We start from the raw sequence: 20245 nt of genomic DNA, 5'->3' as shown, positions 1-20245 counted from the left end.
ACTTATGAAACTAAAGACCACATTGTTCGGCAATGTTTATCAGTTTAAGGATGTAAAAGAGGTACTGGCTAAAGCCAACGAACTGCGTTCGGGGGATGTGCTGGCCGGGGTTGCCGCGGCAAGTTCGCAGGAGCGCGTAGCGGCAAAACAGGTACTGTCGGAAATGACGGTGGCGGATATCCGCAACAATCCGGTGATTGCCTATGAAGAGGACTGCGTGACGCGCCTGATTCAGGACGACGTCAACGAAACGGCCTATAACCGGATTAAAAACTGGAGCATCAGTGAACTGCGCGAATACGTGCTGAGCGATGAAACCTCCGTGGACGACATCGCGTTTACCCGCAAAGGGCTGACCTCCGAAGTGGTGGCGGCAGTGGCGAAAATCTGCTCCAACGCTGACCTGATCTACGGCGGCAAGAAAATGCCGGTGATCAAAAAAGCCAATACCACCATCGGTATTCCGGGCACCTTTAGCTGCCGTTTGCAGCCGAACGATACCCGTGACGATGTGCAGAGTATCGCCGCGCAAATCTACGAAGGGCTTTCTTTCGGCGCAGGCGATGCGGTGATCGGCGTTAACCCGGTGACCGATGACGTGGAAAACCTGACCCGCGTGCTCGACACCGTTTACGGCGTTATCGATAAATTCAATATTCCGACCCAGGGCTGTGTGCTGGCGCACGTCACCACCCAGATTGAAGCGATTCGTCGCGGCGCGCCGGGCGGACTGATTTTCCAGAGCATTTGCGGCAGCGAGAAGGGCTTAAAAGAGTTCGGCGTCGAGCTGGCGATGCTCGACGAAGCGCGGGCTGTGGGGGCGGAGTTCAACCGCATCGCCGGGGAAAACTGCCTGTACTTTGAAACCGGGCAAGGGTCTGCGCTGTCGGCTGGCGCGAACTTTGGTGCCGACCAGGTGACGATGGAAGCGCGTAACTACGGGCTGGCTCGCCACTACGATCCGTTCCTGGTGAACACCGTGGTGGGCTTTATCGGGCCGGAGTATCTCTACAACGACAGGCAGATTATCCGCGCCGGTCTCGAAGATCACTTTATGGGCAAGCTGAGCGGCATCTCGATGGGCTGCGACTGCTGCTATACCAACCATGCCGACGCCGACCAGAACCTTAACGAAAACCTGATGATTCTGCTCGCCACTGCCGGCTGTAACTACATCATGGGGATGCCGCTCGGCGACGACATCATGCTCAACTACCAGACCACCGCTTTCCACGATACCGCCACCGTCCGTCAGTTGCTGAATTTACGGCCATCGCCGGAGTTTGAACGCTGGCTGGAAACGATGGGCATTATGGCAAACGGTCGTCTGACCAAACGGGCGGGCGATCCGTCACTGTTCTTCTGATGACGCGGGGATAACACCATGGATCAAAAACAGATTGAAGAAATTGTACGTAGCGTGATGGCGTCAATGGGACAGGACGTACCGCAGCCCGTCGCGCCGTCAACGCAGGAAGGCGCAAAGCCGCAGTGCGCCGCGCCGACGGTGACCGAAAGCTGCGCGCTGGATTTAGGTTCCGCAGAGGCAAAAGCCTGGATTGGCGTCGAGAACCCACATCGTGCGGACGTGCTGACCGAACTGCGTCGCAGTACCGCTGCTCGTGTATGTACCGGGCGCGCTGGCCCACGTCCACGTACCCAGGCGCTGTTGCGCTTCCTGGCGGATCACTCCCGTTCGAAAGACACCGTGCTCAAAGAAGTGCCGGAAGAGTGGGTAAAAGCGCAAGGGCTGCTGGAAGTGCGTTCGGAGATCAGCGACAAAAACCTGTACCTGACGCGCCCGGATATGGGGCGTCGCCTGAGCCCGGAAGCCATTGACGCGCTGAAGTCGCAGTGCGTGATGAACCCGGATGTGCAGGTAGTGGTCTCCGATGGCCTCTCTACGGATGCGATCACCGCCAACTATGAAGAGATCCTGCCGCCGCTGCTTGCCGGTCTGAAGCAGGCCGGGCTGAACGTCGGCACGCCGTTCTTTGTGCGCTATGGCCGCGTGAAGATTGAAGATCAGATTGGCGAAATTCTCGGCGCGAAGGTCGTCATCCTGCTGGTGGGCGAACGTCCGGGGCTGGGGCAGTCGGAAAGTCTTTCCTGCTACGCCGTCTATTCCCCGCGCGTGGCGACCACCGTCGAGGCCGACAGAACCTGTATTTCAAACATTCATCAGGGGGGGACGCCGCCAGTAGAAGCCGCCGCCGTGATTGTGGATTTGGCCAAACGGATGCTGGAGCAGAAAGCGTCCGGCATCAACATGACCCGTTAAGGAGACATCATGCCTGCATTAGATTTAATTCGACCTTCAGTGACTGCCATGCGCGTGATTGCCTCCGTGAATGACGGCTTTGCGCGGGAACTTAAATTACCGCCACATATACGTAGTCTCGGACTCATCACGGCAGATTCTGATGATGTGACCTATATTGCCGCTGACGAAGCGACCAAACAGGCGATGGTGGAAGTGGTCTATGGCCGCTCCCTCTATGCCGGGGCGGCTCACGGGCCGTCGCCTACCGCCGGTGAGGTGTTGATTATGCTGGGCGGACCGAACCCGGCGGAAGTGCGCGCCGGTCTGGATGCAATGGTCGCCAGCATTGAAAACGGCGCGGCGTTCCAGTGGGCGAACGATGCGGAAAATACCGCATTCCTGGCGCATGTGGTTTCGCGTACCGGCTCATACCTCTCGTCTACCGCAGGTATCGCGCTGGGCGATCCAATGGCCTACCTGGTGGCGCCGCCGCTGGAAGCGACATTCGGCATTGACGCGGCGATGAAATCCGCTGACGTTCAACTGGTGACTTACGTGCCGCCGCCGTCGGAAACCAACTATTCGGCCGCGTTCTTAACGGGAAGCCAGGCCGCGTGTAAAGCCGCCTGCAACGCCTTTACCGACGCCGTGCTGGATATCGCCCGTAACCCTGTCCAGCGTGCGTAACGGAGGCTGCCAATGATCAATGCCCTGGGATTACTGGAAGTGGACGGAATGGTCGCCGCCGTCGATGCGGCGGATGCCATGCTGAAAGCGGCCAACGTGCGTTTGCTCAGTCATCAAGTGCTCGACCCTGGCAGGCTCACGCTGGTGGTGGAGGGCGATCTGGCGGCGTGTCGTGCGGCGCTGGATGCCGGAAGCGCCGCCGCGCAGCGCACAGGCCGTGTGATTAGCCGCAAAGAAATTGGTCGTCCGGAAGAGGACACCCAGTGGCTGATTGGCGGGTTTGCGCGTGCGACAACGCCGGCTGAGAAAGCGCCCCAGGTACCCGCAACGCCTGAGTTCGCTGAGGCGTTATTGGCGCTGCTGGCATCAGTACGCCAGGGAATGACGGCGGGAGAGGTTGCCGCGCATTTTGGCTGGCCGCTGGAGCAGGCCAGAAACGTGCTGGAACAACTCTTTTCTGACGGAGCGTTGCGTAAACGCAGTAGTCGCTATCGCATCAAAAATTAATCTGTCGGAGGGCCGGGCGTCCTGGCGGGCGTCCGGCATAGAAGATCATGAAAAAGACCCGTACAGCGAATTTGCACCATCTTTATCATGAAGCGTTACCCGAAGACGTTAAACTTACGCCCAGAGTCGAGGTGGACAATGTTCATCAGCGACGGACGACGGATGTCTATGAACATGCTCTGACTATCACCGCCTGGCAGCAGATCTACGATCAGTTACACCCGGGTAAATTTCATGGCGAGTTCACGGAAATCCTGCTTGATGAGATTCAGGTGTTCCGTGAATACACCGGCCTGGCGCTGCGTCAGTCGTGTCTGGTTTGGCCAAACTCTTTCTGGTTTGGTATTCCGGCGACGCGCGGCGAACAGGGATTTATTGGCGCGCAGGGGCTCGGCAGCGCCGAGATTGCCACCCGACCGGGAGGCACCGAGTTTGAACTGAGCACGCCGGATGATTACACCATTCTGGGCGTCGTTATCTCGGAAGATGTTATTTCCCGTCAGGCCACGTTTTTGCATAACCCGGAAAGGGTGCTGCATATGCTGCGTAACCAGTTAGCGCTGGAGGTAAAAGAGCAGCATAAAGCGGCGCTGTGGGGCTTTGTGCAGCAGGCGCTGGCCACCTTCAGCGAGAGTCCTGAAACCCTGCATCAACCTGCGGTGCGTAAGGTCTTGAGTGATAATTTGTTGCTGGCGATGGGCACGATGCTGGAAGAGGCGAAGCCGATTCATAGCGCCGAGAGCATCAGCCATCAGGGATATCGTAGGCTACTGTCGCGGGCGCGGGAATATGTGCTGGAAAATATGTCGGAGCCGCTGACGGTGCTCGACTTATGTAACCAGCTACACGTTAGCCGCCGCACGCTGCAAAATGCGTTTCACGCCATTTTGGGCATTGGCCCCAATGCGTGGCTGAAACGTATTCGCTTAAACGCAGTACGCCGGGAGTTGATTAGCCCGTGGTCGCAGAGCGCCACGGTCAAAGATGCCGCGATGCAGTGGGGATTCTGGCATCTGGGGCAATTTGCCACCGATTATCAGCAATTATTTGCCGAAAAACCGTCGTTGACGCTGCATCAACGGATGCGGCAATGGGCTTGATATTGATGGGTAGGCTCTCCGGTTGCTGATAACGTGCGCGTGTCGGGAATTGCCCGGTGGCGGCTGGCGCCTTACCGGGCCTACGGATTCGCTGCTGTCTGTGGTTGGTAGCCCGGACAAGGCACGCCAGCGCCGCCTCCGGGGAAGCGCGCGCAATTTTGTCTCCGCAGATAAACCCGTAAAGCATCCCATCGGCATATTTCTCAATATCTTCATAACTTATTTGTGCGAGGAACATTATCGTTTGCGCGCACGTTGGATATTCCGCATCCTGAACCCAGGCCGGGTGGCCGCCGAGCTGTGAGAAGGTCGTGGGTGAATTAGGAACGGCCGTGGCGAAAACGGTGTTATATGCCGTACAACACTACCAGGTCAGAATGCGAATTACCGAATTCTTTATCTACAATGAACTCGTTTATTTCTACGAGCCTGCTTTTATTCAACGGCCAACCGGATAGGCGATAAACAAACCGGCTATCGTCAGAATACATGCCAGTATGCATAGCAAGATACAGTTAACGCTTTTACGCGGAATATGAATAATAAAGCAGAGTAATGCTATCAGGGCCATGACCACAGGGATGGTCACCATATTGATAACCAGAAGCACGATCAGACCGAAGCTCACCCCTCCGCTATGAGGGATGAATATTCTTTCTTCAAAATATATTTCTAGCGTAATGGCAAGCAGGCAGCCAATAAAACTTATACCCAGATGGGGATGCCATTTGGCGTCACTGGTTACTACTTTCCGTGTATTTGTTTGCATTGTTTTACTTTATAAATAAGTTAAATCCAGTCGCGTACCTGAATAAACTCGCTCAGCGCCGCTTCCGGGCTACCCGCTTCTGGCTGCCAGTCGTATTCCCAGCGCACCAGCGGCGGCATCGACATCAGGATAGATTCAGTGCGCCCGCCGGTTTGCAGACCAAACAGGGTGCCTCTGTCCCATACCAGATTGAACTCCACGTAGCGCCCGCGGCGATAAAGTTGAAAATTACGCTCCCGCTCTCCCCAGACCATCGCTTTGCGTCGTTCGACAATCGGTAAATACGCCCGGGTGTAGCCGTTGCCGACCGCCTGCATAAAGTCGAAGCAGTAGTCGAAATCCGGCGTATTCAAATCGTCAAAAAACAGGCCGCCGATACCGCGCTGCTCGTTACGATGCTTGAGGAAAAAGTAGTCGTCGCACCACTTTTTATAGCGCGGATACACATCGTCGCCAAACGGCTGGCACAGGTCGCGGGCGGTGCGGTGCCAGTGAACGGCATCCTCTTCAAAGCCGTAGTAGGGCGTTAAATCGAACCCGCCGCCAAACCACCACACCGGATCGGCGCCCGGTTTTTCGGCAATAAAAAAGCGCACGTTAGCATGGCTGGTGGGAATATACGGATTGTGCGGATGCACCACCAGCGATACGCCCATCGCTTCAAAGCTACGCCCGGCGAGTTCTGGCCGATGCGCGGTGGCGGACGCGGGCATTGCATCGCCGTGAACGTGAGAGAAATTAACGCCCGCCTGTTCGAAAATCCCGCCGTTGCGTAATACCCGGCTGCGTCCGCCGCCGCCCGCTTCGCGTCGCCAGCTATCTTCGACAAAGTTTGTGCCATCCACAGCGGATAACTTTTGGCAAATATCATCCTGCAGGCGTAGCAGAAACTGTTTTACGTGATGTGCATCGGGTTTCATGATTACCGTTTCTTCGTGTGTGCTTTCTGATTATCAAACCAGTGAAAATAACTGATGATGCCGTTGGCGATCGCCGTAGCGATTTTCTGGCGAAACGCCGTCGTGCCCAGCAGGCGTTCTTCTTCCGGATTGGTAATAAACGAGGTTTCGACCAGTACCGACGGAATTGACGGTGATTTTAGCACCACGAAAGCCGCTTGTTCGGTAGTGCGGCTGTGTAATTTATGTATGGGTTTGATTTTCTTGAGAATATGCGAACCCAGCGTCAGACTGTTTTTAATCGTATCGGTTTGCACCAGATCAAACAAAACTTGTTGTAATAGATGATCCCGGTCAGTGGCTTTTTTACCCGCCACTTCGTCCGCGCGGTTTTCACGCTCGGAGAGATACTTCGCCATAGCGCTACTGGCCCCGCGGTTGGAAAGCGCAAAAACGGAAGCGCCCGCCGCTTTCGGGTTGGTAAAACCATCGGCATGAATGGACATAAACAGATCCGCGCCGTGCTTATGGGCGATTTCCACCCGATCGTACAGCGGAATAAAGGTATCCCCTGTCCGGGTTAAACGCGCATCGATTCCGTGATTTCGCAAAATAGCGCGTACGTTTTTGGCAATTGCCAGCACGACGTGTTTTTCCTGAGAACCGTTGCGGCCAATCGCGCCGGTATCGATGCCGCCGTGTCCGGGGTCGAGCATCACCAGCCGTTTACTGCCGGTTTTTTTGGTTTTGGGTTTGCTGTGACCATTACTGGTTTTTAGCGTTTCTTCTTTGGCTATTGCGTGCGACATACCTGACAGCGTCAGGGCCGCCAGACCTGTTTTGAGTACCTGGCGGCGCGAAGTGAGAGTTTTTAGGAGTTTAAAAGTGCTCATACGGCCTGAGTTGTGAAAATTAAGTTCAAGATGTTATATCGTATCGCGTAATCCGTTACGACGGTTGGTGATGCGAATTGTTTTACTTTTCATTTCAATACGTGACACATCGCCATTATGCCATTTTTTCCGCTACATCGCGTCAGATATTGGCTGAATCAGATGTTTGCGCCATAATCTTGGTTTTTCCACCCGAAAAGGCAACGAATACCATGGAAATACGCGTTTTTCGCCAGGAAGATTTCGAAGAGGTGATTACCCTCTGGGAGCGTTGCGACCTGCTGCGTCCATGGAACGATCCTGAAATGGATATTGAACGCAAGGTGAATCACGATGTCAGCTTGTTCCTCGTTGCGGAAGTTAGCGGCGAAGTCGTCGGTACGGTAATGGGCGGTTATGACGGGCATCGCGGCTCGGCGTATTACCTGGGCGTTCACCCGGAGTTCCGCGGGCGCGGCATTGCGAATGCGCTGCTTAACCGGCTGGAAAAAAAACTCATCGCCCGCGGGTGTCCGAAAATCCAAATTATGGTGCGTGATGATAACGACGTTGTGCTGGGCATGTATGAACGTCTGGGGTATGAGCATTCTGACGCCCTAAGTTTGGGTAAACGCCTGATTGAAGATGAAGAGTACTGAGTTTCATCCAGCCGATTATGATGTACACGGACGTTTACGCCTGCCGTTTCTGTTCTGGTGCGTACTGCTACTTCAGGCGCGCGCCTGGGTACTCTTTGTCATTGCCGGTTCATCCCGTGGACAGGGTAATACTTTGTTAAACTTTTTTTATCCCGACCATGACAATTTTTGGCTGGGGCTGTTGCCCGGCGTTCCGGCGGTAGTGGCATTTTTACTCAGCGGGCGGCGTGAAGCGGTTCCTGGTGTGTGGCGCTGGCTGCGCGGACTCCTGATCCTTGCTCAACTGGTGTCGTTGTGCTGGCTGCCGGTGATGTGGCTGGGTGGCGACCCGGTCAACGGCGTCGGGCTGGCGCTGCTGCTGGCGGACATCGTCGCGCTGATCTGGCTGTTAACCAATCAACGTTTGCGTGCCTGTTTTTCCCTTGAGAAAGAATAACGGCACTTTTTGGCGAACCCGCACTCCAACCAACGTTAATTAATAAAAGAAAGGAAGTGAGATGAAATCGCTGCGTTTGACTTTACTCGCACTGCCGCTGGCGCTGACCGGCTGCTCGACGCTCTCCTCGGTCAACTGGTCTGCCGCAAATCCATGGAACTGGTTTGGTTCTTCGACAGAAGTCACTGAGCAAGGCGTGGGAGCGCTGACCGCCGCCACGCCGCTGGAAGAGCCGGCTATTGCAGAGGCATTAGATGGCGATTATCGCCTGCGTAGCGGTATGAAAACCGATAACGGCAACGTGGTGCGCTTTTTCGAAGCGATGAAGGGCGACAGCGTCGCGATGGTGATCAACGGCGAGCAGGGAACCGTGAGCCGTATTGATGTGCTGGACAGCGATATCCCAACCGCCGCGGGGGGCAAAATCGGTACGCCGTTTAGCGACCTTTACAGCAAAGCGTTTGGTCACTGCGAGCCGGTTTCCAGCGATAGCCATACCAGCGTCGAATGTAAAGCCGAGGGAAGTCAGCATATTAGCTATGTTTTCTCCGGCGAGTGGAGCGGACCGGAAGGCTTAATGCCTTCTGATGACGTCTTAAAAAACTGGGACGTGCGCAAAATTATCTGGCGTCGTTAATTTGCGCCTGAACAAACCGCTTCGCTTAAAAACAAGGTAAAATAGCCTCCATTAATGCCACGACTGCGTGGCATTCTCATTTTCAGGAGGAATCATGTCTCAGGTTCAAAGTGGCATTTTGCCGGAACATTGCCGTGCGGCAATTTGGATTGAAGCCAATGTGAAAGGCGACCTGGACGCCCTGCGCGCGGCCAGCAGAACATTTGCCGATAAACTGGCGACCTTCGAAGTCAAATTTCCGGACGCCCATCTTGGGGCCGTTGTGGCGTTTGGCAACAACACCTGGCGCGCCCTGAGCGGCGGCGTCGGGGCGGAAGAACTGAAAGATTTTATTCCTTATGGTAAAGGGCTGGCGCCGGCCACGCAGTATGACGTGCTGATCCATATCCTTTCCCTGCGCCACGATGTGAATTTTTCTGTTGCCCAGGCGGCGATGGAAGCCTTCGGCGACTGTATCGACGTGAAAGAAGAAGTTCACGGCTTCCGTTGGGTGGAAGAACGCGATCTGAGCGGCTTTGTCGACGGGACAGAGAACCCGGCGGGCGAAGAGACGCGCCGTGAAGTGGCGGTGATCAAAGATGGCGTGGATGCCGGTGGCAGTTATGTGTTCGTGCAGCGTTGGGAGCACAATCTCAAGCAACTTAACCGGATGAGTATTCACGATCAGGAGATGATGATCGGGCGTACCAAAGAAGCCAATGAAGAGATTGACGGCGATGCGCGTCCGGCAACGTCTCACCTGAGCCGCGTCGATCTCAAAGAAGATGGCAAAGGGCTGAAGATTGTGCGCCAGAGCCTGCCATACGGCACCGCCAGCGGTACTCATGGTCTCTATTTCTGCGCTTACTGCGCACGTCTGCACAATATCGAACAGCAGCTTCTGAGTATGTTCGGCGATACCGACGGTAAACGCGACGCAATGCTGCGCTTCACCAAACCGGTGACTGGCGGCTACTATTTTGCGCCGTCGCTGGATCGCCTGTTAACGCTATAAGGTAAAACCCTGTCGGATGGCAGCGCAAACGCTTTATTCGACCTACGATTGGTAGGCCTGATAAGCGTAGCGCCATCAGGTAGAACAGCATAAAAATACCCATCCCCGCCTCCGCGGGGATTTTTTTACCTAATATTTACCTGAATTAGTGAGCTATTCCTCAGCACTTATTTGTTATTACTGTATTTTCAGTGTTAATGGAGTGTAAGACTCCATATTCAAAAGGAGACATTGAAAATGGGTAAACTCACGGGCAAGACAGCATTGATTACGGGCGCATCGCAGGGCATTGGCGAAGGGATCGCTCGCGTATTCGCACGCCACGGCGCGAACTTAATCTTGCTGGATATCTCCGATGAGATTGAAAAGCTGGCGGATGAGCTGGGCGGGCGCGGGCATCGCTGTACTGCCGTTAAGGCTGACGTCAGAGATTTTGCTTCGGTGCAGGCGGCGGTTGCGCGCGCCAAAGAGACTGAAGGTAGAATTGATATTTTGGTGAATAACGCTGGCGTGTGCCGTCTGGGCAACTTCCTCGATATGAGTGAAGAAGATCGCGATTTCCACATTGATATTAATATTAAAGGTGTCTGGAACGTCACCAAAGCCGTCCTGCCGGAGATGATCAAACGTAAAGATGGCCGCATTGTGATGATGTCTTCCGTCACGGGAGATATGGTGGCGGACCCGGGTGAAACGGCCTATGCGCTGTCAAAAGCCGCCATTGTCGGTTTAACCAAATCGCTGGCGGTAGAGTACGCGCAGTCCGGTATTCGTGTGAATGCCATTTGCCCCGGTTATGTAAGAACGCCGATGGCGGAAAGCATTGCCCGTCAGTCTAACCCTGACGATCCGGAATCGGTATTAACGGAAATGGCAAAAGCCATTCCGCTACGCCGCCTTGCCGATCCGCTGGAAGTAGGGGAACTGGCGGCATTTCTGGCCTCCGATGAGTCCAGCTATCTTACCGGAACGCAAAACGTCATTGATGGCGGTAGTACCCTGCCTGAAAGCGTGAGCGTAGGCGTCTGATTGATGCCGGTCTCCTCCCCGCGCCGCGTGGGGAGGGATTCTCTTATTCCCTTTTCAACTTTCAAATCATCAAACGGTATATAAAACCGTTACTCCTTTAGCGCTGGTTATAAATATGATGACCATAAGAAAGTCATTAAATTTATAAGGGTGCGCAATGGCCGTTAACTTACTGAAAAAGAGACCCCTGACGCTGGCAGCAATGCTGTTACTGGCAGGGCAGGCGCAGGCAACGGAGCTGCTTAACAGCTCATACGATGTCTCCCGCGAGCTGTTTGCCGCCCTTAACCCGCCGTTTGAGCAACAATGGGCGAAGGATAGCGGCGGCGATAAGCTGACGATTAAGCAGTCTCATGCCGGGTCATCAAAACAGGCGCTGGCGATTTTGCAGGGACTGAAGGCAGACGTCGTGACCTACAATCAGGTGACCGACGTACAGATTCTTCATGATAAAGGCAAACTGATCCCTGCCGACTGGCAAAGCCGTCTGCCGAACAACAGTTCGCCATTCTATTCTACGATGGGCTTCCTGGTGCGCAAGGGGAACCCGAAAAATATTCACGACTGGAGCGATCTTGTACGTTCCGACGTGAAGCTGATTTTCCCTAACCCGAAAACCTCCGGCAACGCCCGCTATACGTATCTGGCGGCATGGGGCGCGGCGGATAACGCGGACGGCGGCGATAAAGCCAAAACCGAACAGTTTATGACCCAGTTCCTGAAAAACGTCGAAGTGTTTGATACCGGCGGTCGCGGCGCTACGACTACCTTTGCCGAGCGTGGTCTGGGCGATGTGCTGATTAGTTTTGAATCGGAAGTGAACAACATCCGCAAACAATATGAAGCCCAGGGATTTGAAGTGGTGATCCCGAAAACGAACATTCTTGCTGAATTCCCGGTCGCCTGGGTGGATAAAAACGTGCAGGCCAACGGCACAGAAAAAGCCGCCAAAGCTTACCTGAACTGGCTGTATAGCCCGCAGGCGCAGACCATCATTACCCATTACTACTACCGCGTGAATAACCCGGAAATCATGGGCAAGCAAGCAGATAAATTCCCGCAGACCGAACTGTTCCGCGTGGAAGACAAGTTTGGCACGTGGCCGGAAGTGATGAAAACGCACTTTGCCAGCGGCGGCGAGCTGGACAAACTGTTGGCGGCGGGGCGTAAGTAATGCTTGCCGTTTCTTCCCGACGCGTGCTGCCCGGCTTTACGTTAAGCCTCGGCACCAGTTTGCTGTTTGTCTGCCTGATCCTGCTGTTGCCGTTGAGCGCGCTGGTGATGCAGCTCTCACAGATGAGCTGGTCGCAATACTGGGATGTCGTGACCAACCCACAGGTGGTGGCTGCCTATAAAGTGACGCTGCTGGCGGCATTTGTGGCGTCGATTTTTAATGGCGTGTTTGGCCTGCTGATGGCGTGGATTTTAACCCGCTACCGTTTTCCAGGGCGCACGTTACTGGATGCGCTGATGGATCTGCCATTTGCGCTGCCGACAGCGGTGGCGGGGTTAACGCTGGCCTCGCTGTTCTCAGTGAACGGTTTCTACGGTCAGTTTCTTGCGCAGTTTGATATCAAAGTGACCTATACCTGGCTCGGTATTGCGGTGGCGATGGCCTTTACCAGCATTCCATTTGTGGTGCGCACCGTCCAGCCGGTACTGGAAGAGCTGGGGCCGGAATATGAAGAAGCGGCACAAACGCTGGGGGCCACCCGCCTGCAAAGTTTTCGCAAAGTCGTGCTGCCTGAGCTGTCGCCTGCGCTGATTGCCGGCGTGGCGCTCTCTTTTACCCGTAGCCTGGGCGAGTTTGGCGCGGTGATTTTTATCGCCGGAAATATCGCCTGGAAAACAGAAGTGACCTCGCTGATGATTTTTGTGCGTTTGCAGGAGTTTGATTACCCCGCCGCCAGCGCCATTGCCTCGGTGATCCTTGCGGCATCACTGCTGCTGCTGTTCTCAATTAACACTCTGCAAAGTCGCTTTGGTCGACGTGTGGTAGGTCATTAATGGCGGAAGTGACTCAATTGAAGCGATACGACGTCCCCCGTATTAACTGGGGAAAATGGTTTCTGATTGGCGTCGGGATGCTGGTTTCGGCGTTTATCCTGCTGGTGCCGATGATTTACATCTTCGTGCAGGCGTTCAGCAAAGGGTTAATGCCGGTACTGCAAAATCTGGCCGATCCGGACATGCTGCACGCCATCTGGCTGACGGTGTTGATTGCCTTGATCGCAGTGCCGGTGAATCTGGTGTTCGGTATTCTGCTGGCGTGGCTGGTGACGCGCTTTAACTTCCCCGGACGTCAGCTACTGCTGACCCTGCTGGATATTCCCTTTGCCGTCTCACCGGTGGTGGCCGGTCTGGTTTATCTGTTGTTTTATGGTTCCAACGGCCCGTTGGGCGGCTGGCTGGATGAGCATAATTTGCAAATGATGTTCTCCTGGCCGGGGATGGTACTGGTCACTATTTTTGTCACCTGTCCGTTTGTGGTGCGCGAACTGGTGCCAGTGATGCTCAGCCAGGGCAGTCAGGAAGATGAGGCGGCGATTTTACTGGGCGCATCCGGCTGGCAAATGTTTCGCCGCGTGACGTTGCCGAATATTCGCTGGGCGCTACTTTACGGTGTGGTGTTAACCAACGCCCGCGCGATTGGCGAGTTTGGCGCGGTGTCGGTGGTGTCCGGCTCGATTCGCGGCGAAACGTTATCGCTACCGTTACAGATTGAATTACTGGAGCAGGACTACAACACCGTCGGCTCCTTTACCGCCGCCGCATTGTTGACGCTAATGGCGATTATTACCCTGTTTTTGAAGAGCATGTTGCAATGGCGTCTGGAGAATCAGGAAAAACGCGCGCAACAGGAGGAAAATCATGAGCATTGAGATCGCCAGAATTAAGAAATCGTTTGGTCGTACTCAGGTACTGAATGATATCTCGCTGGATATTCCTTCCGGCCAGATGGTTGCCTTGTTGGGGCCGTCAGGTTCCGGCAAAACGACGCTGCTGCGCATTATTGCCGGGCTGGAGCATCAGTCCAGCGGCCATATTCGTTTCCACGGTACGGACGTTAGCCGCCTGCACGCGCGTGAGCGTAAAGTCGGTTTTGTGTTTCAGCACTATGCGCTGTTTCGCCATATGACGGTGTTTGACAACATTGCTTTTGGCCTGACGGTGCTGCCGCGACGCGACCGTCCAACTGCGGCGGCGATTAAAACGAAAGTGATGCAATTACTGGAGATGGTGCAACTGGCGCACCTCGCGGATCGCTTCCCCGCCCAGCTTTCCGGCGGACAAAAACAGCGCGTGGCGCTGGCGCGCGCGCTTGCCGTGGAACCGCAAATTCTACTGCTGGATGAACCCTTTGGCGCGCTGGATGCCCAGGTACGTAAAGAGTTACGTCGCTGGTTGCGCCAGCTACATGAAGAACTGAAATTCACCAGCGTCTTTGTCACCCACGATCAGGAAGAAGCGACGGAAGTGGCGGATCGGGTGGTGGTGATGAGTCAGGGCAATATCGAACAGGCTGATGCGCCGGATCGGGTGTGGCGTGAACCGGCAACCCGCTTCGTACTGGAGTTTATGGGCGAGGTGAACCGCCTGACAGGCACCGTCCGCGGCGGGCAGTTTCACGTTGGCGCGCATCGCTGGCCGCTGGGTTATACGCCCGCGTACCAGGGGCCGGTCGATCTGTTCCTGCGTCCGTGGGAGGTGGATATTAGCCGCCGCACCAGCCTGGATTCTCCGCTACCAGTACAGGTCATTGAGGCCAGCCCGAAAGGTCACTATACACAGTTAGTGGTACAGCCGCTGGGGTGGTATCACGATCCGCTGACGGTGGTGATGGCGGGTGAGGATGTTCCGGTTCGCGGCGAGCGTTTGTTTGTTGGACTGCAAAAAGCGCGTCTGTATAACGGCGACCAGCGTATTGAAACGCGTGAAGAGGAACTTGCTCTGGCGCAATCGGCCTGATAGGTTAATTTGTATAGTTATCGCCCGGTGGCGCTACGCATACCGGGCTTTTTTACGAGCTGAAAACGTGAATACATTAGAACAAACCATCGGCAATACGCCGCTGGTCAAATTACAACGTCTGGGGCCGGATAACGGCAGTGAAATCTGGGTCAAGCTGGAAGGCAATAATCCGGCAGGATCGGTGAAAGATCGCGCGGCGCTATCGATGATTGTCGAGGCGGAAAAGCGCGGGGAAATTAAACCGGGCGATGTCCTGATTGAAGCGACCAGCGGCAACACTGGCATTGCGCTGGCGATGATCGCCGCGCTGAAAGGTTATTGCATGAAGCTGTTGATGCCAGACAACATGAGCCAGGAGCGTCGGGCGGCAATGCGGGCCTATGGCGCGGAACTGATTCTGGTCACTAAAGAGCAGGGAATGGAAGGGGCGCGCGATTTAGCGCTCGCTATGTCTGAACGTGGAGAAGGTAAACTGCTCGATCAGTTTAATAATCCTGATAATCCCTACGCCCACTACACGACTACCGGCCCGGAAATCTGGCGGCAAACGTCAGGTCGCATCACCCATTTTGTCTCCAGCATGGGCACGACCGGCACCATTACCGGCGTGTCGCGTTTTCTGCGCGAGCAGGAAAAACCGGTCACCATCGTTGGCCTGCAGCCGGAAGAGGGCAGCAGTATTCCGGGCATTCGCCGCTGGCCTGCGGAATATATGCCTGGCATTTTTAACGCCTCGCTGGTAGATGAGGTGCTGGATATTCACCAGAATGATGCCGAAAACACCATGCGTGAACTGGCCGTTCGTGAAGGCATTTTCTGCGGCGTGAGTTCCGGCGGCGCGGTAGCGGGCGCGTTACGCGTCGCACGAGCCACGCCCGGCGCGATAGTGGTGGCGATCATCTGCGATCGCGGCGACCGTTACTTGTCTACCGGCGTGTTTGGTGAAGAGCATTTCAGCCAGGGGGCAGGGATTTAAGCTAACAGGTTTAGCTGGTTGGGATATACACAGGCAACGGCCGCCTTTGACAAGCGGGAATATCCTGCCGATTTTCTATGTGCGCCAGCGCATTACCGCCGTCTTTTATAATAAAAGCTCGTCTGTTGTTTTTATTGTTGTATTTGTTCCTGGCAAAGCGTCATGTAATGCTTGCTGCTTTCTACCAGCCTGGCTGAACCAGGCCGGTAAAGTGACGGCGCTTTAAACATATAAATCAGTTGTACTTGTTGTTGGCAGGCCATCTCTGTCACTGGTACGTGAAATAACGTTAACGCCGCATTTTTCGTACCGTAAACCGCGTTACCCTGCGAATCCCGGCCATAATACGCTTGCGCCAGCATCATGGCATACAGCTCGTCGTCGCGGTACAGGCTGTCCAACCAGAACACCCAGATCGCGGTCCTGAAATGCCCATCCACGCCAGCTTGGGTATAGAGCAATCTGGCAGTATAAGATTTGGGATGTATTTTGGCCGCAGCGCGGCGCAAAAAACGCGTCTGCGGCGATTCGGACAACCAGAAAGAGGCGCTCTGTAATGCGGTCTGGGCTATGGGACGAATTTCCAGATAATAGTAAACGATTAACCCTACAGCAAACGCTAACAGAAGCGCGATAACGCCTTTAAAAAACCACAGTAACACGCCTGGCATTATGATTTTTTCTTACTCAACATTCTTATCCGTTTCCGCAATAAGCGCATGTAAATAAGGCTGCGCGTTTTCATCGCTTTTACCGGGAATTTTAACGATATAGGGCTTTCCGGTGATGGACGACGACGACGCGACTTTATCGATAAACTGTTCGGCGGTGTCGATACGATTGCGTGTGTTACCCAGTTTTAAGCGCAGGTGCGATACGGCTTCCTCGCAGTTATGCGCATCACCGTTACGAACGAATGTCAGATCCTTTTTCTGCGCCAGCGCATTAAGCATGGCGTTAATGCGCGCTTCTTCATGGGCGTTTAGCTTCGCCCAGGCGGGTAGAGTCAGCAGGAGCGCAACGACGGCGCAGACAATTTTCTTCATGGTAAAATCCTTTTTCATGCGAGAATCACTGCACCTCAGACCGTTAGCCGGGTAATAAGTTGCACTCCTGGTGGGGTTATTTCTGTGAGTGCGCCAGCGTGAGTTCATCCAGAAAACGCCACAGCTTTTCATTCATCTGCTGGTAATCCCATGCGCGCATCTCGGCGACCGAGCGGATAAAACGCATCCCTTGCGCGTCGGCCAGCTCCTGCTGCGAATGTTGGATTAATCCTTCAACCGCCTCAGCGGTAAATTCCATATGACACTGGAAGCCGTAGACAAAATTGCCGTACTGCACTATCTGACGTGGACAGCCGGCACTTTCAGCCAGCACGGTCGCCTGATCGGTGAGTCCTGGCATATCGTTGTGCCAGTGGCCGACGGTTAACGGGGAGCCAAAGTGGGCGATAAGCGGATGCCGCAGACCGGCTTCAGTGAGCGTAATAGGGTAGTGACCAATCTCTTTTTCCGGACTTTGGCACACAGCGGCGCCCAGCGCCTCGCCAATGAGCTGCGAACCAAGACAAATGCCGATAACCATTCGCCGGGCCGTAATTGCCTGATTAATTAAGTGCTGTTCGGCACGAGAGTCAAAGTACGGGTACTCTTCGCGGGTGGTGCGCGGCGACTGCGGACCGCCAAATACCACGAGCATATCGAACTCATCGGCATTGGGCGGTAGCGCTTCTCCGGCATAGACGCGCGACCATGAAATGGTATAACCGCGATCTTCAGCCCATTTCAGATAAGCGCCAGCGGATTCAAACGACTCATGGACAACAAAATGAACTCGCACGTTATTTTCTCCTGTTAGCGATTTAGCGCCTGATGGATATCAGCCGCCAGCGTGTTGATCTCGCTGTCATTTAATGTCGACAGCGTGATACGTAGACCGTGAGACGGCGCGCTTACGCCAAAGGCTTCTCCCTCACGTACCAGCCAGCCGGATTTTGCCAGCGTAAACGCGGTAGCCTGGCTATGGGTGTCCAGCGGGAGCCAGGCATTCACGCCGTCGCCGGGAGAAATGGCGATGCCATATTGCTGTAGGGCGCGGGCCAGTTTTTGTTGCCGGGTGGCGTAAAACAGCCGCGTTTGCGCCAGCCTGTGCTGATACTCAGGGTCGGTCAGGCAGGCGTAGACCAGATCCTGTAACAGATGGCTGACCCACTGACTACCGGCATTTAGCCGCAGCCGAAGTTTTGCCGAGGTCGCGCTGTCGCTGGCGACAATAGCAAGACGTAAATCGGGGCCGAGGGCTTTGGAAACGGAGCGTATCACCGCCCAGTGTTGCGTTGTCTGCGCAATAACCGGCTGCCAGGGCGACGAAGAAAGTAGAGCGAAGTGATCGTCGATAATGACCACTACCTGAGGGTAACGCGCCAGTATATTTTGCAGCGCAGCGGCACGGCGAGCGCTCAGGCTACAGCCGGTAGGGTTGTGCGCGCGCGGCGTTAAGATCACTGCCCGCACGCCCTGATTTAGCGCCTGTTCCAGCTTTTCAGGCTGCATTCCTTCGCTATCTACGCTGACCGGGCTGGCGCTAAAACCGGCATAGCGCAGCATATTGATACTGCTTAAAAAACAGGGATCTTCCACCGCGACGCTGTCGCCCGGCAGCAGATGCGCGCAAAGCAGTCTTTCGATAGCGTCGATAGCTCCGCTGGTGATATCAATTTCACCTGCGACGGGGGTGGCATCCCGTAGCCAGCGCGCCGCCCAGGCGTGTAGTTCAGGGGAAACGGGCGCATCGCCGTAGAGATGCGGCGTGCGGCTGAGACGGGCAAAATAACGGTTAAGGTCAGGCAGACGCTGCGGATCGGGATTGCCGCCGGAAAGGTCGTGCAGAGGCGTATGTGGATCGCCGCCTTCCAGCGCTACGGGAGACGGACTGCCTTTAATCACCGTCCCATTGCGGCCTAAACTTTGCGCCAGTCCCGCCGTTATCAGCCGTTTATACGCCGCTGCGACGGTATTGCGGTTCACCTTTAATTCGCTTGCCAGCTCCCGTACCGGCGGAAGCGAATCCTCCGCCCGTAACGTGCCTGCGATAATGTGTTGACGGATACTGTCAAAAATTTCGTTAGCGGTTTTTCCGTCGATCATTATTGACCTATGACAAAATGAATTTTAGCATATGACAATGATAATGAGGCGGTAGCCTGCTGTCCAGCGAGAGGAAAATTTTATGGGACAAGAGAGTGATATTCAGTCAGTGCTCTTCGACGACAACCATCGGGCGTTACAGACCGATATCGTCGCCGTCCAGTCACAGGTCGTGTACGGCAGCGTAGGCAACAGTATCGCTGTTCCGGCCATTAAAGCGCAGGGACTACGCGTGACGGCGGTCCCGACGGTGCTGTTCAGCAATACGCCGCACTATAAAACCTTTTATGGCGGCATTATTCCCGCCGAGTGGTTTGCAGGCTACCTTACGGCGTTGAATGAGCGCGATGCGCTACGTGAATTAAAAGCGATTACCACCGGTTACATGGGCAGCGCAGACCAAATTGTCTTGCTTTCGAAGTGGCTAATGGCGATCCGGGCTTCGCATCCGGAGGTGTGTATTCTTGTCGATCCGGTCATTGGCGATACCGACAGTGGAATGTATGTGCAGGCGGAAATTCCGCAGGCTTATCGCACACATTTGTTGCCGCAGGCGCAGGGGCTAACGCCGAACGTATTTGAGCTGGAGATGCTGAGTGGTAAACCGTGCCGCACGCTGGAAGAGGCGGTGGCGGCGGCGCAATCGCTGCTTTCCGATACGTTGAAATGGGTGGTTATCACCAGCGCGCCGGGCGAGTCTCTGGAGACCATAACGGTTGCGGTCGTTACTGCGCAGGTCGTAGAGGTCTTTGCCCATCCGCGGGTGGCGACGGAGTTAAAAGGGACGGGAGATCTCTTCTGCGCCGAGCTGGTCAGCGGTATTGTGCAGGGGAAAAAACTGACGACCGCGGCAAAAGATGCGGCGCAGCGCGTGCTGGAGGTGATGACCTGGACACAGCAGTGTGGCTGTGATGAGTTAATTCTGCCGCCGGCAGGGGAGGCGCGATGAAGAGTTATCGGCTGGTGGTTCGCCAGCAGGGGCGTATCGTGGGGCATTTTGAAACGAGCGGGCTGGACGCGCTGGAAGATATCTGCGTGGCGCGAGCGATGTTTGGCATCACTGGCGGCTATCAGTGCGAGTTGCAAGTGTCCGATTCCGAACGCAGGATGCTGGAGAGTGGCCCGGATGGGATGAAGATCCTGATGCGCGAGAAGTGCTTTCGCCCGGTGACCTCGCAGTTGTAACCCGTGGATTGGCGCTGAAATGTTCGCAACCTTGTAGGCCTGATAAGCGTAGCGCCATCAGGCAGTGCGCCGCACCACCGCCGGATGGCGGCGCAAGTACAGGCAAAAAAA

At 55.1% G+C, this 20245-nt stretch carries 24 protein-coding genes and 1 pseudogene; 17 read left to right on the top strand and 8 right to left on the bottom strand.

Translation table 11 applies throughout. The annotated features are described in order from the left end of the window. The first annotated feature begins 4 nt into the window (after positions 1–4). From eutB to eutR, 5 genes are read left to right on the top strand one after another with little or no spacing between them, the layout of a single operon-like run. Complete coding sequence (eutB, locus tag NBA72_RS17100) at positions 5–1366, top strand: ethanolamine ammonia-lyase subunit alpha (protein ID WP_000769990.1); 1362 nt, start codon at positions 5–7, stop codon at positions 1364–1366. 18 nt (positions 1367–1384) lie between these two features. Then, entirely contained in the window at positions 1385–2281 is an 897-nt protein-coding gene (gene eutC, locus NBA72_RS17095) for an ethanolamine ammonia-lyase subunit EutC (protein WP_000372354.1), read from the top strand. A gap of 9 nt (positions 2282–2290) precedes the next feature. Continuing rightward, complete coding sequence (gene eutL, locus NBA72_RS17090; protein WP_001111056.1) at positions 2291–2950, top strand: ethanolamine utilization microcompartment protein EutL; 660 nt, start codon at positions 2291–2293, stop codon at positions 2948–2950. Between the two features lie 12 nt (positions 2951–2962). Further along, entirely contained in the window at positions 2963–3457 is a 495-nt protein-coding gene (eutK, locus tag NBA72_RS17085) for an ethanolamine utilization microcompartment protein EutK (RefSeq protein WP_000606263.1), read from the top strand. 47 nt (positions 3458–3504) lie between these two features. Continuing rightward, positions 3505–4557, top strand: coding sequence for an HTH-type transcriptional regulator EutR (gene eutR / locus NBA72_RS17080; protein WP_000753665.1), 1053 nt, complete (start codon positions 3505–3507; stop codon positions 4555–4557). A gap of 91 nt (positions 4558–4648) precedes the next feature. On the opposite strand, the pseudogene NBA72_RS17075 reads toward eutR, so the two are convergent. The 4 genes and pseudogenes from NBA72_RS17075 to amiA all read right to left on the bottom strand — a co-directional run. Further along, positions 4649–4921: pseudogene (locus NBA72_RS17075) on the bottom strand (DUF1963 domain-containing protein); the annotation flags it as partial. A 75-nt stretch (positions 4922–4996) separates the two neighbouring features. After that, positions 4997–5326, bottom strand: coding sequence for a hypothetical protein (locus NBA72_RS17070; RefSeq protein WP_001194342.1), 330 nt, complete (start codon positions 5324–5326; stop codon positions 4997–4999). A 20-nt stretch (positions 5327–5346) separates the two neighbouring features. Further along, positions 5347–6246 (bottom strand): oxygen-dependent coproporphyrinogen oxidase, encoded by a 900-nt coding sequence (gene hemF / locus NBA72_RS17065; protein ID WP_042948372.1) that lies wholly within the window; start codon positions 6244–6246, stop codon positions 5347–5349. A 2-nt stretch (positions 6247–6248) separates the two neighbouring features. Next, positions 6249–7118 (bottom strand): N-acetylmuramoyl-L-alanine amidase AmiA, encoded by an 870-nt coding sequence (amiA, locus tag NBA72_RS17060; protein ID WP_000102880.1) that lies wholly within the window; start codon positions 7116–7118, stop codon positions 6249–6251. Between the two features lie 212 nt (positions 7119–7330). Between amiA and NBA72_RS17055 the strand changes: the two genes are divergently transcribed. From NBA72_RS17055 to cysM, 10 genes are all read left to right on the top strand, one after another. After that, positions 7331–7756, top strand: coding sequence for a GNAT family acetyltransferase (locus NBA72_RS17055; protein ID WP_000406008.1), 426 nt, complete (start codon positions 7331–7333; stop codon positions 7754–7756). After that, a complete protein-coding gene (locus tag NBA72_RS17050; protein WP_000842940.1) occupies positions 7743–8192 on the top strand; it encodes a DUF2919 domain-containing protein in 450 nt (149 codons plus the stop codon). The genes NBA72_RS17055 and NBA72_RS17050 overlap by 14 nt, the downstream gene beginning before the upstream one ends. Positions 8193–8253: 61 nt before the next feature. Continuing rightward, positions 8254–8829, top strand: coding sequence for an RpoE-regulated lipoprotein (locus NBA72_RS17045; protein ID WP_042948374.1), 576 nt, complete (start codon positions 8254–8256; stop codon positions 8827–8829). A gap of 94 nt (positions 8830–8923) precedes the next feature. Next, positions 8924–9823, top strand: coding sequence for a Dyp-type peroxidase (locus tag NBA72_RS17040; RefSeq protein WP_000084584.1), 900 nt, complete (start codon positions 8924–8926; stop codon positions 9821–9823). 237 nt (positions 9824–10060) lie between these two features. Then, on the top strand, positions 10061–10852 hold the full coding sequence (gene ucpA, locus NBA72_RS17035) for an SDR family oxidoreductase UcpA (protein WP_000517460.1): 792 nt from the start codon (positions 10061–10063) through the stop codon (positions 10850–10852). Between the two features lie 157 nt (positions 10853–11009). Next, complete coding sequence (gene cysP, locus NBA72_RS17030) at positions 11010–12026, top strand: thiosulfate/sulfate ABC transporter substrate-binding protein CysP (RefSeq protein ID WP_042948376.1); 1017 nt, start codon at positions 11010–11012, stop codon at positions 12024–12026. Beyond that, entirely contained in the window at positions 12026–12859 is an 834-nt protein-coding gene (cysT, locus tag NBA72_RS17025) for a sulfate/thiosulfate ABC transporter permease CysT (RefSeq protein WP_000881746.1), read from the top strand. Before cysP ends, cysT begins: the two co-directional genes overlap by 1 nt. Then, entirely contained in the window at positions 12859–13734 is an 876-nt protein-coding gene (gene cysW / locus NBA72_RS17020) for a sulfate/thiosulfate ABC transporter permease CysW (protein ID WP_000852705.1), read from the top strand. The genes cysT and cysW overlap by 1 nt, the downstream gene beginning before the upstream one ends. Then, a complete protein-coding gene (gene cysA, locus NBA72_RS17015; protein ID WP_000021063.1) occupies positions 13724–14821 on the top strand; it encodes a sulfate/thiosulfate ABC transporter ATP-binding protein CysA in 1098 nt (365 codons plus the stop codon). Before cysW ends, cysA begins: the two co-directional genes overlap by 11 nt. A gap of 67 nt (positions 14822–14888) precedes the next feature. Then, complete coding sequence (gene cysM / locus NBA72_RS17010) at positions 14889–15800, top strand: cysteine synthase CysM (RefSeq protein WP_042948379.1); 912 nt, start codon at positions 14889–14891, stop codon at positions 15798–15800. 131 nt (positions 15801–15931) lie between these two features. Here the strand turns inward: cysM and NBA72_RS17005 are convergent, their stop codons facing one another. Genes NBA72_RS17005 through ptsJ form a run of 4 tightly spaced genes read right to left on the bottom strand, consistent with a single transcriptional unit; the run spans position 15932 to position 18949 of the window. After that, positions 15932–16471, bottom strand: coding sequence for a transglycosylase domain-containing protein (locus tag NBA72_RS17005; protein WP_001119684.1), 540 nt, complete (start codon positions 16469–16471; stop codon positions 15932–15934). A gap of 12 nt (positions 16472–16483) precedes the next feature. Next, positions 16484–16864 (bottom strand): YfeK family protein, encoded by a 381-nt coding sequence (locus NBA72_RS17000; protein ID WP_000710730.1) that lies wholly within the window; start codon positions 16862–16864, stop codon positions 16484–16486. 58 nt (positions 16865–16922) lie between these two features. Further along, a complete protein-coding gene (locus NBA72_RS16995; protein ID WP_042948383.1) occupies positions 16923–17642 on the bottom strand; it encodes a type 1 glutamine amidotransferase in 720 nt (239 codons plus the stop codon). A 14-nt stretch (positions 17643–17656) separates the two neighbouring features. Further along, entirely contained in the window at positions 17657–18949 is a 1293-nt protein-coding gene (gene ptsJ, locus NBA72_RS16990) for a transcriptional regulator PtsJ (RefSeq protein ID WP_079981046.1), read from the bottom strand. A gap of 82 nt (positions 18950–19031) precedes the next feature. On the opposite strand from ptsJ, the gene pdxK reads away from it, so the two are divergent. After that, entirely contained in the window at positions 19032–19898 is an 867-nt protein-coding gene (gene pdxK, locus NBA72_RS16985; RefSeq protein ID WP_000529613.1) for a pyridoxine/pyridoxal/pyridoxamine kinase, read from the top strand. Then, positions 19895–20134 carry a hypothetical protein gene (locus NBA72_RS16980; protein ID WP_000844541.1) on the top strand — a complete coding sequence of 80 codons (240 nt, stop codon included), beginning with the start codon at positions 19895–19897 and terminating at the stop codon, positions 20132–20134. The genes pdxK and NBA72_RS16980 overlap by 4 nt, the downstream gene beginning before the upstream one ends. The last annotated feature ends 111 nt before the right edge of the window (positions 20135–20245 follow it).

Origin of the sequence: Salmonella sp. NW1250 (assembly GCF_051812965.1) — a bacterium.
Classification (GTDB): domain Bacteria; phylum Pseudomonadota; class Gammaproteobacteria; order Enterobacterales; family Enterobacteriaceae; genus Salmonella; species Salmonella enterica.
This window is presented reverse-complemented; position numbering and strand designations above follow the sequence as displayed.

Bases quoted from the DNA above. Each gene is read 5' to 3' on its own strand.
- eutB (WP_000769990.1), top strand. From the start codon at position 5: ATGAAACTAAAGACCACATTGTTCGGCAATGTTTATCAGTTTAAGGAT.
- eutC (WP_000372354.1), top strand. From the start codon at position 1,385: ATGGATCAAAAACAGATTGAAGAAATTGTACGTAGCGTGATGGCGTCA.
- eutL (WP_001111056.1), top strand. From the start codon at position 2,291: ATGCCTGCATTAGATTTAATTCGACCTTCAGTGACTGCCATGCGCGTG.
- eutK (WP_000606263.1), top strand. From the start codon at position 2,963: ATGATCAATGCCCTGGGATTACTGGAAGTGGACGGAATGGTCGCCGCC.
- eutR (WP_000753665.1), top strand. From the start codon at position 3,505: ATGAAAAAGACCCGTACAGCGAATTTGCACCATCTTTATCATGAAGCG.
- NBA72_RS17070 (WP_001194342.1), bottom strand. From the start codon at position 5,326: ATGCAAACAAATACACGGAAAGTAGTAACCAGTGACGCCAAATGGCAT.
- hemF (WP_042948372.1), bottom strand. From the start codon at position 6,246: ATGAAACCCGATGCACATCACGTAAAACAGTTTCTGCTACGCCTGCAG.
- amiA (WP_000102880.1), bottom strand. From the start codon at position 7,118: ATGAGCACTTTTAAACTCCTAAAAACTCTCACTTCGCGCCGCCAGGTA.
- NBA72_RS17055 (WP_000406008.1), top strand. From the start codon at position 7,331: ATGGAAATACGCGTTTTTCGCCAGGAAGATTTCGAAGAGGTGATTACC.
- NBA72_RS17050 (WP_000842940.1), top strand. From the start codon at position 7,743: ATGAAGAGTACTGAGTTTCATCCAGCCGATTATGATGTACACGGACGT.
- NBA72_RS17045 (WP_042948374.1), top strand. From the start codon at position 8,254: ATGAAATCGCTGCGTTTGACTTTACTCGCACTGCCGCTGGCGCTGACC.
- NBA72_RS17040 (WP_000084584.1), top strand. From the start codon at position 8,924: ATGTCTCAGGTTCAAAGTGGCATTTTGCCGGAACATTGCCGTGCGGCA.
- ucpA (WP_000517460.1), top strand. From the start codon at position 10,061: ATGGGTAAACTCACGGGCAAGACAGCATTGATTACGGGCGCATCGCAG.
- cysP (WP_042948376.1), top strand. From the start codon at position 11,010: ATGGCCGTTAACTTACTGAAAAAGAGACCCCTGACGCTGGCAGCAATG.
- cysT (WP_000881746.1), top strand. From the start codon at position 12,026: ATGCTTGCCGTTTCTTCCCGACGCGTGCTGCCCGGCTTTACGTTAAGC.
- cysW (WP_000852705.1), top strand. From the start codon at position 12,859: ATGGCGGAAGTGACTCAATTGAAGCGATACGACGTCCCCCGTATTAAC.
- cysA (WP_000021063.1), top strand. From the start codon at position 13,724: ATGAGCATTGAGATCGCCAGAATTAAGAAATCGTTTGGTCGTACTCAG.
- NBA72_RS17005 (WP_001119684.1), bottom strand. From the start codon at position 16,471: ATGCCAGGCGTGTTACTGTGGTTTTTTAAAGGCGTTATCGCGCTTCTG.
- NBA72_RS17000 (WP_000710730.1), bottom strand. From the start codon at position 16,864: ATGAAAAAGGATTTTACCATGAAGAAAATTGTCTGCGCCGTCGTTGCG.
- ptsJ (WP_079981046.1), bottom strand. From the start codon at position 18,949: ATGATCGACGGAAAAACCGCTAACGAAATTTTTGACAGTATCCGTCAA.
- pdxK (WP_000529613.1), top strand. From the start codon at position 19,032: ATGGGACAAGAGAGTGATATTCAGTCAGTGCTCTTCGACGACAACCAT.
- NBA72_RS16980 (WP_000844541.1), top strand. From the start codon at position 19,895: ATGAAGAGTTATCGGCTGGTGGTTCGCCAGCAGGGGCGTATCGTGGGG.